Source organism: Leptospira selangorensis (assembly GCF_004769405.1).
GTDB classification, from domain to species: domain Bacteria; phylum Spirochaetota; class Leptospiria; order Leptospirales; family Leptospiraceae; genus Leptospira_B; species Leptospira_B selangorensis.
In genome coordinates, this window is the sequence record NZ_RQES01000019.1 from 98,470 (window position 1) to 113,764 (window position 15,295).

General features: G+C 39.9%; 17 protein-coding genes and 1 riboswitch. Of the genes, 1 reads left to right on the forward strand and 16 read right to left on the reverse strand.

The genetic code is table 11. The features are described from left to right. Positions 1-4 precede the first annotated feature (4 nt). The 15 genes from cobO to EHO58_RS15665 form a co-directional block, all read right to left on the reverse strand. Positions 5-538 (reverse strand): cob(I)yrinic acid a,c-diamide adenosyltransferase, encoded by a 534-nt coding sequence (gene cobO, locus EHO58_RS15595; RefSeq protein ID WP_135627171.1) that lies wholly within the window; start codon positions 536-538, stop codon positions 5-7. Next, complete coding sequence (gene cobM / locus EHO58_RS15600) at positions 522-1,316, reverse strand: precorrin-4 C(11)-methyltransferase (RefSeq protein WP_135680542.1); 795 nt, start codon at positions 1,314-1,316, stop codon at positions 522-524. Before cobM ends, cobO begins: the two co-directional genes overlap by 17 nt. A 10-nt stretch (positions 1,317-1,326) precedes the next feature. After that, the gene (gene cobJ, locus EHO58_RS15605) at positions 1,327-2,790 is read right to left on the reverse strand and encodes a precorrin-3B C(17)-methyltransferase (protein WP_135680543.1); all 1,464 of its coding nucleotides are present in this window, start codon (positions 2,788-2,790) and stop codon (positions 1,327-1,329) included. Further along, positions 2,787-3,941 carry a cobalt-precorrin 5A hydrolase gene (locus EHO58_RS15610; protein ID WP_135680544.1) on the reverse strand — a complete coding sequence of 385 codons (1,155 nt, stop codon included), beginning with the start codon at positions 3,939-3,941 and terminating at the stop codon, positions 2,787-2,789. The genes cobJ and EHO58_RS15610 overlap by 4 nt, the downstream gene beginning before the upstream one ends. Continuing rightward, positions 3,928-4,695 (reverse strand): precorrin-2 C(20)-methyltransferase, encoded by a 768-nt coding sequence (gene cobI, locus EHO58_RS15615; protein ID WP_135680545.1) that lies wholly within the window; start codon positions 4,693-4,695, stop codon positions 3,928-3,930. The genes EHO58_RS15610 and cobI overlap by 14 nt, the downstream gene beginning before the upstream one ends. Positions 4,696-4,703: 8 nt before the next feature. Further along, positions 4,704-5,930 carry a precorrin-6y C5,15-methyltransferase (decarboxylating) subunit CbiE gene (cbiE, locus tag EHO58_RS15620; RefSeq protein WP_135680546.1) on the reverse strand — a complete coding sequence of 409 codons (1,227 nt, stop codon included), beginning with the start codon at positions 5,928-5,930 and terminating at the stop codon, positions 4,704-4,706. Then, the gene (locus tag EHO58_RS15625) at positions 5,927-6,595 is read right to left on the reverse strand and encodes a precorrin-8X methylmutase (protein WP_135680547.1); all 669 of its coding nucleotides are present in this window, start codon (positions 6,593-6,595) and stop codon (positions 5,927-5,929) included. Before EHO58_RS15625 ends, cbiE begins: the two co-directional genes overlap by 4 nt. Beyond that, on the reverse strand, positions 6,592-7,701 hold the full coding sequence (locus tag EHO58_RS15630) for a cobalt-precorrin-5B (C(1))-methyltransferase (protein WP_135680548.1): 1,110 nt from the start codon (positions 7,699-7,701) through the stop codon (positions 6,592-6,594). The genes EHO58_RS15625 and EHO58_RS15630 overlap by 4 nt, the downstream gene beginning before the upstream one ends. Before the next feature lie 6 nt (positions 7,702-7,707). Beyond that, positions 7,708-8,460, reverse strand: a complete 753-nt coding sequence (locus EHO58_RS15635) for an FAD-dependent oxidoreductase (RefSeq protein ID WP_135680549.1) — start codon at positions 8,458-8,460, stop codon at positions 7,708-7,710. A gap of 8 nt (positions 8,461-8,468) precedes the next feature. Beyond that, positions 8,469-8,843, reverse strand: coding sequence for a DUF3209 family protein (locus EHO58_RS15640; protein ID WP_135680550.1), 375 nt, complete (start codon positions 8,841-8,843; stop codon positions 8,469-8,471). A gap of 9 nt (positions 8,844-8,852) precedes the next feature. After that, positions 8,853-10,043 carry a CbiX/SirB N-terminal domain-containing protein gene (locus tag EHO58_RS15645; protein ID WP_135680551.1) on the reverse strand — a complete coding sequence of 397 codons (1,191 nt, stop codon included), beginning with the start codon at positions 10,041-10,043 and terminating at the stop codon, positions 8,853-8,855. Continuing rightward, entirely contained in the window at positions 10,040-10,855 is an 816-nt protein-coding gene (locus EHO58_RS15650) for a CbtA family protein (RefSeq protein ID WP_135680552.1), read from the reverse strand. The genes EHO58_RS15645 and EHO58_RS15650 overlap by 4 nt, the downstream gene beginning before the upstream one ends. Further along, a complete protein-coding gene (locus tag EHO58_RS15655; RefSeq protein ID WP_135680553.1) occupies positions 10,846-11,028 on the reverse strand; it encodes a CbtB domain-containing protein in 183 nt (60 codons plus the stop codon). The genes EHO58_RS15650 and EHO58_RS15655 overlap by 10 nt, the downstream gene beginning before the upstream one ends. A 135-nt stretch (positions 11,029-11,163) precedes the next feature. Further along, positions 11,164-11,348, reverse strand: a riboswitch (cobalamin riboswitch). A gap of 63 nt (positions 11,349-11,411) precedes the next feature. Continuing rightward, positions 11,412-12,404 (reverse strand): catalase, encoded by a 993-nt coding sequence (locus tag EHO58_RS15660; protein WP_135627158.1) that lies wholly within the window; start codon positions 12,402-12,404, stop codon positions 11,412-11,414. 25 nt (positions 12,405-12,429) lie between these two features. Next, entirely contained in the window at positions 12,430-13,284 is an 855-nt protein-coding gene (locus EHO58_RS15665) for an SDR family NAD(P)-dependent oxidoreductase (protein WP_135680554.1), read from the reverse strand. 187 nt (positions 13,285-13,471) lie between these two features. Between EHO58_RS15665 and EHO58_RS15670 the strand changes: the two genes are divergently transcribed. Beyond that, the gene (locus EHO58_RS15670) at positions 13,472-14,059 is read left to right on the forward strand and encodes a Crp/Fnr family transcriptional regulator (protein ID WP_100724447.1); all 588 of its coding nucleotides are present in this window, start codon (positions 13,472-13,474) and stop codon (positions 14,057-14,059) included. Between the two features lie 45 nt (positions 14,060-14,104). Here the strand turns inward: EHO58_RS15670 and EHO58_RS15675 are convergent, their stop codons facing one another. Next, positions 14,105-15,283 carry a two-component system sensor histidine kinase NtrB gene (locus EHO58_RS15675; protein ID WP_244241207.1) on the reverse strand — a complete coding sequence of 393 codons (1,179 nt, stop codon included), beginning with the start codon at positions 15,281-15,283 and terminating at the stop codon, positions 14,105-14,107. Positions 15,284-15,295: the final 12 nt, after the last annotated feature.

Genomic DNA, 15,295 nt, shown 5'->3' on the forward strand with positions numbered 1-15,295 from the left:
TTTTTTAATAATCTATCCCGATCTGGGCGGGGATCCCGTTTTTATAAGGATGTTTCGGAGATTCTATATGAGTAACTAAATCCGCCATATCCGTTAAAAGATTAGGACAGTTCCTTCCTGTGAGAATAATATGTAGGTCTGCCGGTTTTTTGGATAAGACCTCCGAAACTTCCTCCGGAGTAAGCCATCCATAATGGAACGCATAAGTAATTTCATCGAATATGAGTATTTTATAATTTTCTGAAAATATCATTTCGCATGATTTTTCCCAAGCTAATCTTGCCGCTTTTTTATCCCGGTCCAGATCGTCACTTTCCCAAGTGAATCCTAATCCCATTACATGAAAGTCCAGATCCGCAATTGTTTTGGCGAATTTTCTCTCTCCGGTTTCCCATTTTCCTTTTAAAAATTGAACGACTCCACATTTCATTCCCCTTCCTAATGCTCTGAATAGAATTCCGAGAGCAGCAGTGGTTTTTCCTTTTCCGGGGCCGGTAAATACTAAGATGAGTCCTTTTTTTTCAGGAGAGGGATTCATGCGCTTTCCGAGTAATTTCTTTCTTGTTTGCCTTTCTGAATTTATGGGAGAAGTCGGAAGCATAAAGTCTGGAATCCGCAAAATCGTGGCAGTCTAATACTTTTCCTACGAAGATGATCGCGGTTGCAGTGATCTTTTCTTCTTTCACCTTAGATACTATAGTTTCTAAGGTCCCTGTTACTATTTTTTGCTCCGGCCAAGTTGCCTTTTGCACGACGGATACAGGGCAATCCTTGCCATAATGAGGAATAAGTTCTTCTGTAATTTTACGAATATGTAAAACACTTAAAAAGAATACTAGGGTGGCTCCAGTGGAAGCGAAAGTTTCTAATTTTTCTTTTTCCGGCATAGGAGTCCTTCCTTCTGCCCTTGTAATCACTACTGATTGAGAAACTTCAGGAAGAGTGAGTTCTTTACCAAGCATCGCCGCAGCTGCTGTAAACGAGGAGACTCCCGGGACTATTTCGTAGGGAATTCCTAATTCATCCATTTTTCTCATCTGTTCGGCAGTGGACCCGAAAATAGACGGGTCTCCTGTATGGACTCTCGCAACATCCTGGTCCTTCTTCTTAGCTTCCTCTAAGATAGAAATGATATCTTCCAAGGTCATTTTAGATGAATCTAATACTGTTGCCGTCGATGCGGCTCTTTCTATCACTCTTTGTGGTACGAGAGAACCGGTATAAAGAACGATAGGACAGGTTTCTACAAGTCTCGCACCTTTGATAGTTATTAGATCAGGATCTCCCGGCCCAGCGCCAATAATATATACTTTCATAATATTACTCTCAATCGCATTTTAAAATATTTTCCCTGAAAGAGGACCAAACTTGTTTGGGAGAATGCCCCAACCATCTTGCATCCGCATATTTCTTATTTTCCCAGATGGTCTTTTTACTATTATCCAATACGTAATTCCAAAGCCTTTCGCTAATGGATGAATTCCGATAAATGGAAAATAGATCATAAATTTCTTCCGGAGAACCTTCCGAGGGGAAAGAGATCAGAACATCGAATTGATTTCGAGAAAGGGTAGAATGATCTTTAATGTTTAGTCGTACCCATTTTTGATCTTGTTCGGTTGGATTATAAAAACCGAATATTTCCAGGTCGGTAGGTCTTTTTAATTTTCCAATCAGATAATAGTTCTTATCATTTTGGTAAAGAATAGATCCGCCTATACGTCCTAGTTGTTGGATTTTTTCTTCGGATCTTAATTCCGGGATCTGAGTATCTTTTTTTTGATGCGTTGTATCTAAAAATTGCAAAACCTTTAGTGCCGTAGAAACGGAGGAGTCCAGGTGCTCGACTAATTCTTCTTTTTCTTGCTCGAAAACTGTGGTGCTTGTTTTAACGAACGCACCTTGTATATTAGTGATATTTAAATTAGGAGAAGGTGATTCTTTCGGTATTCTGCTGGCCAGGTCGTTTTCCGTTCTTAGAGAAACGGCTCTATTTTGTCCTGGTTTCAATGATCCATCTTCTAAAGAGTATTTATTTCCGTATCCTCTCGGAGTTACGAAAAATCCTTCATATACGAAAGATTGAGAAGAACCTATAATAACCGTAGTATTCATTCCGATCTCGAATTCCAAAAAATGATCCAGATCCGAAAACTGAACATTCTCTTGCCTACGGTATGCGCTCTTGACCAGTGCTACCGGAGTGCTACCAGATCTGTATTTTTTGATAATACGAGCAGCTTCTACGATCTGTCTTTGTCTTCTGCCGGAGGCCGGATTGTATAGATTGATTACGAAATCACCCTTGGCAGCTGACTCGATACGATTTTCGATCACGGTCCAAGGAGTCAAAAGATCGGAAAGTGAAATTCTTGCTGAATCATGCACCATCGGAGCACCTACAAGTGAACCACAGGAGCTATCGGCACTTATTCCCGGGATCATTTTGATCTCAGGAGAGTCTCCTTTTTTCCAGCCTGTCTTTCTTAGAACTTCAAATACAAGACCTGCCATTCCGTACACGCCTGCATCTCCGGAAGAGATTAATGTTACGGTTTGTCCTGACTTTGCCGACTCTACAGCTGTTTGTGCACGAGTGATCTCTTCTGTCATTCCTGTTCGAGTGACTTGTTTTCCGCTTAGATGATGTTTTACTAAATTGATATAAGTTGTGTATCCTATTATGGAATCGGCTTCTTTGATAGCGGATAATGCCGCAGGAGTAATATGTGAATCGTTTCCCGGACCTATTCCTACAATATTCAATTTTCCTTTTGGAGTTTCGTTCATACTTTCTCCAAACTTTCAGCGCGGATTTCTGATCTGGTTTCAAACGGTATTCTTGAAACTGCAACCGTTAGATTTTTTCCACCTTCCGTTTCTTTATATTTCTGTTTAGTAACGAGTAATTTATCTGATCCGGAAAGAAGAAGTGCGGAGGCTTCGCTTACCGAGCGAGTTCCGACATATTCAGACGCCGCTTTAGAAATTTCTGAAATTCCATCCACCTGGTCCAATTTTTCAGCGGAGAAGGTTATAAAATCCCAGCCGTATTTTTTTGAAACTTCCAAAAACGCAGGTTCTTCTTTTTTAGCATCTACGCTGGCAATAGATTTTATGCATTCAATAGATAGATTATATTCTTTTAATACTTTTATAATCCCGTTCTCTACTACTTCTTTTGGAATTCCTTTATCACAACCTAAGCCTAAAATCAGGGATTTTGGCCTGTAGATCACGGAATTCGAATATATTTCCGGAGTTTTTGTTTTAATGTCCGTTCTATCGCTCGAGATCAAAAGGATTTCATAATCTTTAGGATCTACATTCTTTAAATTAATAGAATATTCTACACCCTTGGGCAGATCTTTTTCTAAGGGCCAAAAACTCGGTTCACCAGTTTCTTGTACGAACAAAACCTTTGTTTCATTTACTACTGCTGCGCAAGCCCTGGTTACATTTCTGTCTTGGTCCTCTAAACTCCAGCCTAACTCTCTGCCCAAAATATCTACAGTCAAAGTTCCTGAAACGTCGGAAGCTGTTGTGATTACCGGAATATTTTCCAAAAGATCGGAAATTTTCTGAGTAAAAAAATTGCCTCTTCCAACATGGCCGGACAAAACGCAGATAGTGAACTTTGCTTGATCATCTATACAAAGAACTGCCGGGTCCGTTTTTTTACTGACCAAAAGTGGAGAGATCATCCGAACTACTGCACCTACACTGATCACATAAATATGGCAATCGTACTCCATAAAAGTTTCCCTAAGTGTAGGTTCCATAGGAAGACTTAAAAGTTTGGATTCTTTAGGAGCTTCCGAGATAAATTTGGGAGAAACGAATATATCCGCTCCTTTTAGAGAATGAAATAATTCTGTTCCCGTTTTTAAACCATGTTTGGTGATTACATAGATTGCGTAGGGTTTTCTACTCTGAATCATCCGAAATCCCCCTTAGAACTCCTTTTCGTCTTCTGATGGAAATGACAACCATAGAGAAATAATCGCAAGTTTCATTCTTGATGGATTCTATATCTTTTACGATCCTTTGGCGGTCGGTCGTTCCGTAAGAAACATAGGTTGCATTTTCTAGAATATTCTGCTCTTTTAATATTCTGATTAATTCCGGAACTACTTGTCCTACCTTTGTGAGAACGATAGTGTCAAAATCTTGGATCAGTTTTTCTAAATCCTCTAAACCGTAGGTTGCAGGAAGAACGCAGAATCTTTCTCTTCCGTCTGCAAGAGGAGTAAGTAAACTTGCTGGGATAGCGGTAATAGAAGAAACGGCCGGAACAATTTCTATCTCGATACCAGGCCATCTTTCCGGTGCCTCATCTAATAGATAACTCCAGGAGCTATATACGGAAGGATCTCCTTGTGTGATGAATGCAACATCCAAACCTTTTTCCAATCGAAGACCTATTTCTTTGAATGCCTTATCCCAAGCCGGGATAAGTATATTCGGATCTTTGGTCATCGGAAAATGTAAAAATAATTTCTCTTGTGTTTCATTTTCCTGAACTACTGGGGAACAAACTCTCCAAGAAAAAGAGGGAAGTGACTCACTACTTTTTGGAATGGCAAGCACTGGGACTGTGTTGAGTACATTGACCGCTCTGAGAGTGATTAGGTCGGTTGCCCCAGGGCCAACTCCGACCCCGTATAATTTTCCGTATTTAGTTTTTACATTCATAAAATGTATTAAGATTTCCTAATTTTAAAAATATGGATTGGGTTTAATGCCTCGTATCTGAGGTAATCGGCGAGTTTTTGGCCTCTGGAGATATTGATTAAGCTTACTTCCGGGATTAGTTCCATGTCCTTGAAAGTTTTGTAAGCCTCGGACACATTATCCAAGGTGATTGCATTCGCTACTAAACATCCGCCCGAGCTTAATCTTTTCCAGGAAAGCTCTATGATCTCTTTCATATTTCCCTTGGACCCTCCTATGAATACGCAATCTGGGGAGGGAAGGTCGGCCAATGCCTGAGGTGCTTTTCCATGTATTAAAAAAACATTATCCGTTTTATGAGAGAGAATATTCTGTTGGCAGATTTCGATTCCTTCCGAATCTACTTCGACGGCGTATATTTTTCCTTCTCTTGCGATCCTGGCCGCTTCTATTGAAACTGCTCCAGAGCCGGCTCCAATGTCCCATACCACTGAGTCTGGTCGGATTTCCAACGCGCAGAGAGAAAGTATCCTGATTTCTTTTTTGGTGATCAGCCCTTTTTTAGGAAGACGTTTCGCATATTCATCTTCTCCCAAAAAAGGGAGAACTGGAGAAGGTTTCCAATTCGGATCTTTTCTAATGAAGATAAGTACATTTAAATCGGAAATATTAGGGGTTTCCGCTAAGGTCTCCAGTTCAAATTCACGGACCTTCTCCTCTTTTCCTCCTAAATTTTCGCAAACGAATACTTTCCAATCTATTTCAGAATAATGTAATAAATATTTAGCTATATTGGCAGGAGAGTTCGTCTCGTCAGTAAGGCAGGCTACCTTTGATAAACTTTGTAGTTTTGTAATGAACCCTTCTATCGGTCTTCCATGAAGAGAAAGAAAGGAAGCGTCATCCCATTTAACCCCAATTTTGGAAAAAGCATTTTGCACCGAACTTGGAGCCGGAATGAATTCAACATGATCCCTTCCTACTTTTTTTAAGATCAAATTTCCTATCCCGAAAAACAGGGGATCTCCGGAGGCAAGTACACATATCGTATGCTCTGCAGAAAGTTCAGCGATCTTCTCCGCAGTTTTAACTACATCATTTTTGATGATGATCCTTTCTCCATCAAATTGAGGAAAGAAGTCCAGATGTCTTTCTCCTCCGGCGAGAATCCTTGCTCTTGCAACAGCGCCCATTGCTTTACTCGAGAGTCCGACGCAACCATCGTCTCCTATCCCTATAACGGTAACCGCTTTCAAAATTTTTTCTCCGTCGAAAGAAGTAGAAGTGCATGTATGATGGAAACAGCGATTGTGCTTCCACCTTTTCTTCCTCTCGTAAGGATATAAGGGATGGAATATTCGGATTGGAATTTGATATCTAATAATGCTTCCTTAGATTCTGCAGCGGAAACAAATCCAACCGGAACTCCGATCACAAGAGAAGGACGAATTCCTTCTTCTTGCACAAGTCTTACTATCTCTAATAGTGCAGTGGGAGCATTTCCGATCGCGATTACGGCTCCGTTCAGGAGTCCTAAACTAGATGCCTTACGCATGGACTCTATTGCTCTTGTGGAGTTATTTTCTTTTGCTCTTTGGATTACTTCCGGATCGCTAATAAAACTATAAGTTTTACAGCCATACGAATCTAAACGTTCATTGTTTAATCCAGCAATGATCATCTGAACATCGCAAATAATAGGGCATCCGTTTTTTAATGCTTGGATCCCGTCCCTTATTGCATTCGAATGTATCTTAGTCAGATCCCTATATTCAAAATCTGCAGTGGCATGTATAATCCGTCTGACAACTTCCCAATCGCCGGGAGGATGAGAATGATTTCCCGCTTCTTCATCTATGATCGCAAACGAGCTATTTTCGATTTCCCTTCCTAAGGAAGTCATTTGTCTCATATCGTTCATTGTTCCACTTCTCCTTTGATTCCCCAGCCTTCGGGAGCTTCAAACTTTCCTAATAGTGTTCCGTCAAAATCCACCATATAAGTGGATACTCTTTGGCCCAATCCATGTTTTGAACAATTTTCGGAGACGATCTCACAAATCCTGGTAGTGATATAAAAATGCCCGGATTCTTTACAAATATCTAATACATGTCTTGCAGTGTTTGCCGCTTCTATGTTAGTGCAGACCGCCTCGGGGATCTCCAAAGATCTTGCAATATTTGCGAGCATCTTTGTATTTACGGAAGAGCCTCCTCTATGGGTCATCATGACCCCGTCGGCCATCTTGGAGAGTTTTCCGATCATTCCTACAATGATCACATGCTGGATATCTTCTTTAATAGAGGTCTTGATACCGGTTCCTATAAAGTCACCGACTTGTATAAATGAGATCTCATTCATGTTCGGGAGAAGGTCCATTGCGAACTTTTCCGATTTTCCTCCCGTAGTTAAAACAATACTATGTTCTCCGTATTCTCTAGCGACCTGTATGGCCTGTATTACACTTGCCTTATATGCTGCAGTGGAATACGGTTTTACGATCCCGGTTGTACCTAAGATCGAGATCCCTCCGATGAGCCCCAGACGTTCATTCATTGTTTTTTTGGCCATCTCTTGGCCACCCGGGACACTGATCGTAACTTCCGCACCTGAGAATGCGGAACCTATCAGTTCTTCTAATATCATTTCAGTAATATTTTTTCTTGGGACCGGATTGATAGCAGGTTCTCCGATCTCTAAGCCGAGTCCCGCTTTAGTAACTACAGCTACTCCTTCTCCACCCTTTAATATAATTTTGTTTTCTTGATTTAGTTTTACTAATGCAGTTAATTCCGCACCGTGAGTACAATCCGGATCATCTCCTGCGTCCTTGATAATACTACAAACCGCACTATCATCAGAGATCTCACAACGTTTTAGTTCGAAGGTAACTTTTCTTTTGTTAGGAAGGGTAGTTTCAATTTCTTTAATGGTTTGGCCTAAGATCAGGACTCTGGTGGCGGCTTTTGCCGCGGCAGCAGAGCATGCTCCGGTGGTAAATCCTTCTCTTAGTTCCTTGGTTGCCATTAAAATTTATCCGAGACTTATGGCCGGTGAAGTATTTCTTTGTGTATTGAAGAACGCTTCCATTCCGATCCTGGATTCTAAGGTTCCTAAACGAACTAATTCGGATCTTACTTCCCTTAAAACATTTCCATCTCCGCTTAAAAATACATTCTCGGGAACGGTACAATCTCCTAAGATCGATTTCAAAATTTCTAATGCGTTTGAAATTCTATTCTGATCGGAAATTGGTGGGATCTGGAATATATTCGGAAGATTGGGAATTCCTGAGAGGATCTTTGCTAATTCACTTTCCGAAAGAAAATCTTCCTCTTTTGTTTTGAGCCAAACTGCTATTGTGCTGTCCAAACGGCCTGAGAATTTTTTGGAAAGAAGAAGTCCTGCAAGAGAGGTAATTCCAGTATCCGTTGCCAGGATCAAAGAAAAACCTGGAGAAGGCCATATTGGATCTCCCACAAATTTTCCCCAAGGACCCGAATATTCTAATTCTGATCCTAATATTAATTCAGGGAGAATGCTAGATGCTTTGCCGGTTCCTAAACGTTTTACGCAGATCTGAAAAGAATCCGTTTTAGAATCGGACGATAAAATGGAATAAGCTCTTTTAATAACTTTTCCGTCTTCGTCAATTCCGGCGTTTAGGATAACGTATTGTCCTCCTACAAATTCAAAAGGAGAACCGTCCGATTTTTTAAAACTGTATATATCCGAAGAAGCGCTTATATTTTCTTTATGGATTAGTTTGAGAAGTTTTTGGCTCAATGTTCCTCCTAAGAAGGATAGATCTCATGCACGAAATCATGCATTTCTTCTAAATCCAGATACAAGGTTTGGAATGACTTAGCGGAATTTTTCAGATCCAATTCCACTTTTTTGGTAAGTATCAGAAGAGAAGTATAATATCCTGTTTTAGGATCTTCGGAAGCTAACTTCGAAATTGTTTGTTCTAATTCTACGAGACTTGCTTCAAAAAATCGGATCAAATCCTCGAAATTATTCGCATTCGTCAAAGACTGGATCGGTCCGGGAGAAGACAAAGCTTCCGGTCCTATTTCATTCTTTTCATGTTGAATGACGGATTCATCCTTTATCCCAAGAACATTCATCATTCCTAATCTTAAAGCTGCAATTTCATGACATGCCATACTATATTCCTATTGCATAATATTATCGACTAAACGAGAAACCAATCTATCTTGTAGAAGATGTTCTGAAACAAGATCCTCTGCATCATCTACACTTACTTTTTGATACCAGACTCCGTCCGGATAGACCACCACTACGGGGCCTTCTCCGCATCTTCCCATACAGGAAGAACGGGAAATTTTAAAATCCAAATGTCGTCCTTGTAATTTCAAGATAGATCTCATTCGAGCGACTAAAGCCGAACTTCCTTTGCTTGCACAATCTATATTATCGCAAACAAATATATGTTTTTGTAAATTACGATGGGGAAATAGATGAGGAGCAGCTTGGTTATGAGTTTCCAGGTGGCGGATGCTCCAAAGAAGAGCCTTAAGTCCTCCTACCTTTTTAGAAAGACCCGGAAGTTGAGCCCTGTATTCGCAGGTATCACATGGAAGAGAAAGTTTTCCGGAGATACAATCTTGGATCCTTTCGTCCATGACTGAAACTAATTCAGGATCCGGTCCCAAATATGAGGACATTTCCGTTTTGATCCAAGGGAATTTTTCTGAAAAGTTTTTGACCAAGGAGGAAATTTTTTGGATCAATAGTCCTCCGAATAAAAAGTAGGGGACCACCAGAAGTTTTTCCGGTCTTAATTTGGAAGCCATCTCCAAAGTTTCCAGAAGAAGAGGGCTGGTGATCCCTATGAAGGAAGGAAGAACAAAGGAGAAATGATTTCCTTCTTGGAATAAACGAACCGTTTTATAGAAGTCTCCATTCGCATCAGGATCAGAAGAGCCTCTGTTTACTATGATTACTCCAGTTTTAGAGGATTGTTCTTTGTTTAGAGGTATAAATCCTTCTGCACGGTTTCTAAGTAAGGATACCATTTTAGAATGGACTCCTAAACTATTCGCCATTTTGAAAGAATGACTTGGGAACTCTGATTTAATTCGATCCAGAACGATCGGAACATCGTTTTTGATATGACCTGAAGTGTATAAAAACAGAGGAAATATTATTATATTAGAATATTCTTTGCTAAGCTCTCTTAATGCAGTTTCCAGATCGGGTTTGGCAAGTTCTACATAAGCATGTGAAATTTTCAGATCCGGACGAGTAAGGGAATAGGCCTCGACCAGAGAAACGAATTCAAGATTGGAATTTATTTCCCTACTTCCATGACCCAACACCAGAACCGCAATTTTAGGTTTCATTTGAATCCTAATACCTGCTTTGGTTTCCAGAATATGAAAAATAAAGAGGATAATAAATACCAGAAGATCAGATTCGTGAGCAAGGTCACATATTCGAATTGGTTCCTTAATTCTTTTGGAGCCGCAAAATCTTCCGAAATATCAGGCACACCGATATAGAATGGAAGTCCCGAAAAGAATAGGACCATTACTAAAGCAAAAGCCCATTTTAGCAAATTATGAATGTTTAAATATGATAGAAGGATCCTAGATCCTAAAATACCGACCAAGCTGGACCCAACACTAAGATACCACCAGGCCTGTCTTTCCGGGTAATCATAACTTCCGGAGGCTCTCCCAGGTAATTCGGGAGGAAGCCCTAAATATGGAATTCCAAAGAAGATTAGAAATCCACCGACTGCAAATAAGATACTAAGGTAGATCGCCTTGGATAGGGAAGGGTTCTCTAAAAAGCCGTTAGGAGGAAAAAATACCATCCAAAGGGAAACCAAAACTCCAAAAGAAATTCCTAATAGAACGGAACCTATGATTGTTCCTAAATTTCTTTTTTGCCAGAGACTATCACTCTCAATCTTTTCAGAAGAAGCGGATTCCACTTTTGTATGGGAATGGCGTTCTCCATGGGTATGGGAGTGAACATGTGTATGACCTGTATTCAAATTTTCTGATGCAGATTTTGCTTCAAACTTTTCCGCCTCTAAAATCAACGGAAGATTCCAAACACAGACCATGATCCCTAAAACAAGACCTGACACCAGACCGGAAAATATCCCTGTCCGCAGAAGATCAGAAAACTCTGATCTTAATGGCATGGAAATCCTGTGGAATGTCTTATATCATGAAAAGTATCGTGCAAATACACCATTGGTTCCAGGCCTACTGCATAGATCGTAGAAAAAGCAAGAAATCCTGCAAAAACCAGAACGGAAGCTCTAAGCCATAATTTGGCTCCTGAAAAATCCTTCGAAACGGAAATCGAGCGCATAAAAATCCCTCCTAAGAGATCTTCACCTAACAAGATATAAACGATATTAAGGCACAAAAGAATGAGCCAAAGTATCGTATGAAAAAAATTGAGTTTAGTTACGTAACCGTCTTACATCCGAGACTGGATCACGTAGCTTCAGGATTTTTGTAAGGTCGTTTTCTGACTCGAGATCGTCCTACTCAGCACGTCTTCCCAGGTTTTTACACCCAGTGACATCTTGTGCCTTTTGTCCCTCTTACAGCGGCGGGTACCGTGACGGAATTGCACCGTCTTCCCATAGATGGAGACATCTATGTTCCTACAAAAATAGTCTGAGATTTCAGGATCTATTTAGGTGAGTGATTTTGCATAGTATTTTATTTTCAATCTAACAAAATTCTCTAAACTGCGCCTCTTCCTTTTTGGCTCGCTAGATATACATGTTTTCTCGCTCTCATTACATCTCCTAAAGGTCTATGCTCTAATAAAGCTTCCCAAGGATCAAAAATTGTATCTTCGATCTTTTTTTGCAAAGATAGACCGGGCTCGGATCCGAAATCTTGAGTTGGAATTGTAAGAGTAGCGAGAGTAACGTAAGGAGCTTCTGATTCAGGCCAATCAACGGAAGCATCTTCGATTGGAGTTGTTTTTTCATCCGTGAAAAATTGGGCTTGGAATGTATAAACCAGAGGACCTTTTGAAAGTTTTGATTTAATATCATTTGCCCAATCCTTTGAGGCATCTTTGTTTGGAGTTATACCAGAAGGAGGAAGAAGTCTAATTCTCGCAGCGTAGGGGCCGAAGGCTATTGGTGCCGCGCTATAAAAAGGTTCCGTTGCAAATCCGCTAAAAGGTTTATTAAAACTTTTTGATACTTTTTTGATCCTGGCAAATGCACCGAAAAATCCGTAAGTGGCAAAAAGATATTTTAATAACGGACCTCCTCCTTTAGCTGCTGCGGTAACAACACCTACGAACTCCTCACTTTTAGGAGAAGAGAATGCTTCTAAATTGATCAGTAGAAAATCTTGGGCAGAAGTATTACCGTTTTGTAAAGCGCTTGGCCCATTTACTCCTAGGATTTTTAATGCAAATCCTCTGATGTCTCCAGTGGTATCAGGCTGTAGTTTCATACTCCCGCTGGATAATCGGATCCAAACATCCTTTGTGCCGGAAGTGGAGAACAAACCCTGTTTTGTATAATCAGGAATATTGGATAAAACTTCAAACTTTGCCTGCAGCCCTAAGATCTGCTTTCTATGTAATGTGCGACCTTTTCCGAATTTGGAAGAGTTTACTTTTTGGATCTTTTGGAATGCCTTTACATATTCCGCAAAACGAATCTCTTCATCCGGGGAAATATCTTCCTTCCAGTCCTTGCTAATCGGTTTCATAGAGTCTCCTTAAGAATATCCACAGTTATACTTTTTGTTTTTTCTTATCCAGTCTAGACTGGGCCGCTTTTAATTCGGAATCGGTAAGTTTAATGCTGAATTCCGGAAAATGTCTAAATAGAAAATATTGGAGCCAAGAATCCCAGCCTGTATAACCGATGAACTTTTTGTTCGGTATCCATTTTAGGATGGCCTTTGCTACGGAATCAATTGTATGAATTCTATTTAATGCGGAACCCATTTCAATTTCCTTACTCAATTCAGGTTTGTCGGTATTCTCCTTTTCCAAACCAGGAGTATCCGTTGTAGGAGGAAGGAATAATTTCACTTTTACTCCATGAAGCATCATTTCCTGGCGAAAACCTTGGGCAAAACCTACAATCGCAAACTTACTAGCCGAATAAGCTCCGTATCCGTAGATGGAAAAAAACGCAAGGGTGGATGCTAAAAATACGATCTCACCACTTTTTTGTTTGGAAAAATGATCACTAAATGCAAGCGCACTATTCACGTGGCCGAAAAAGTTTACATCCATTAGATTTCTATAAACTTCGTCGTCTAGATCGGAAGCTTCTCCTGCTTTTGCAAAACCGCTGCTGCAGATTAAAATGTCCAATCCTCCTAATGTCTGGATTACCTTTTTGGCTTCTTTTTCGATGGCCTTTTTATCTGAAACATCTAAGACTGCGAATCCGAATACTGCTGTTGGAGCTCCTACTGCCTTTAATTCCTGGACGGTTTTTTCTAAGTTGGATTTTCCTCTGGCGGAAACGATTACACTTGCTCCTGCCTTCGCTAATTGGATCGCAATTCCTTTGCCTATACCCGCGGAACCGCCTGTAATAAATACTTTTTTACCTTTGTATCTGCTGAATGACATGTTGAAAAATTCTCTTCGATGCGGGCAAGGTTTCCCTTTTTAGGAAACTATTCAATCTAATTCGAAACTTTTCGTATAAAGAATTGGAGAACTTGCTCCAAAATCATAAATTCCTGGTTTGGTACCAAAACAAATCTTGCCTTTTCATTCCTATACTACTGAATACGGGAGAATTCAAGGCTCCAAGATGCATGAGATACCATTACTGGAAAATCTAAGGAAGAAGATCCCAAGTTTGGAAAAAAATTGGGACCGTTATACTTCCATGTTAAAAGAAAAGAAGGTCCCGGCAAAAACCGTGCTGATCAAAAGAGGTGTTTATACCAAAAACATATTTATCGTTAAAAAAGGATGCCTGCGGTTAAAATTCGAAGATAAGGGTCGAGATATCACAATCGCGTTTTTTCCCGAAAATAGAGCGATCACTTCTATCCATAGTTATAGAGGAACTTATAAAGATAGCCAACTTAGTGTGGAGAGTATAGAACCCACGGAATTATTGATCTTAAGCGGAGAAGATGCTGAGATTATTTATAAAGAAAACGAAGACGTCCGAGGTTTTTTATTGGAATATGTTGCCGAAAGATTTGATACTTATATGAATTTGTTTTTGTCCAGGATCAGGGATAGTCCGGAACAAAGATATTTGAATCTTATCAAAGAGCAACAGGATATCGCGAATCGTATCCCTCAACATTATATTGCTTCTTTTTTGGGGATCACTCCTGTTTCCTTGAGTAGGATCCGAAATAGGATCTGGAAGGAACAAAAATGAACTTCTTATAAATTTTCTAAAGGGTAGAAGTAGCCGAAATCTTTTCTATTCCAGAACCGGAAAATAAATGGAAAATTTTGTGCCTGATCCAAGTTCACTTTCTACTTTGATCTTTCCTTTATGATTTTCTAAAATACCATAAACGATGGAAAGTCCAAGCCCGGTTCCTTTACCGGGTTCTTTGGTTGTGAAGAATGGATCGAATATTTTACGGATCGTCTTTCTGTCTATTCCCGTTCCGCTGTCTAAAATTTCTATTACTGCGGTTTTTTGGATTTTTTCCGGAGAAATAAATTCTCCTTCTTCCATTCTTAATCTGATGGAAAGTAAGCCGCCGTTCGGCATTGCATCTTTCGCATTTAAAAATAAATTCAGAAACACTTGGTGGATCTGAGTATGATCGGCTTGTACCAGGATGGGATCTTGGGGAAGATCCGAAACTACTCGAATAGATTTAGGAAAAGTAGAAGAGGCTATATGGGCTGCTTCAGATAATAGATCGTTCAAGATAGAAGGTTTGAGATCCGATTCGACCTTTCTCGCTAAGGTCAAAAGTTGTTTGATTAACGAAGATCCTCTTTCCGCCGTTTTTTTAATAATTTCAGAATACTGTAGGATCTTTTCCGGATGTCCTGAATTCTTTTCTAAAAGGGTAGTGTAGCCTAAAACTACAGTTAGAATATTATTGAAGTCGTGGGCAACTCCACCGGCAAGAGAGCCGATTGATTCCATTCTTTGAGAATGAATGAGTTGTTTTTCTAATTCATGATGTTTTGTAATATCTTGGAATTGAGCCGCAAAATAATTCGGATCTCCCTTTCTATTTCGTATTAAGGTTGCATCCACCTGAACCCAGAGTTGGTGTCCGTCTTTATGGATGTATCTTTTTTTCCTTTTAAATAAAGATATTTGCCCTTTTAGAAATTGGTCTCTGGATCGGAGATCTTCTTCCAAATCATCAGGATGAGTAATATAATCAAAACTCATTCCGACCAATTCGTTTTCTGAATAACCTAAAATTTGAGAAAGTGCAGGATTAGAACTGATAAACCTTCCTTCCAGGGATATGATCGCAAATCCGTTTGGAGAATGATAAAGTATATTCTTGAATTGTGCCGCCTGGCAGTACCATTCATCCCAGCCCATCTCCTTAGGTAAAAAGTCCTTCTCTAAATAACCGGAGGGCTTGTTTATTTTTGGAGGAATTTCATCGCAGTTTTGCATAACCTTCTCTTC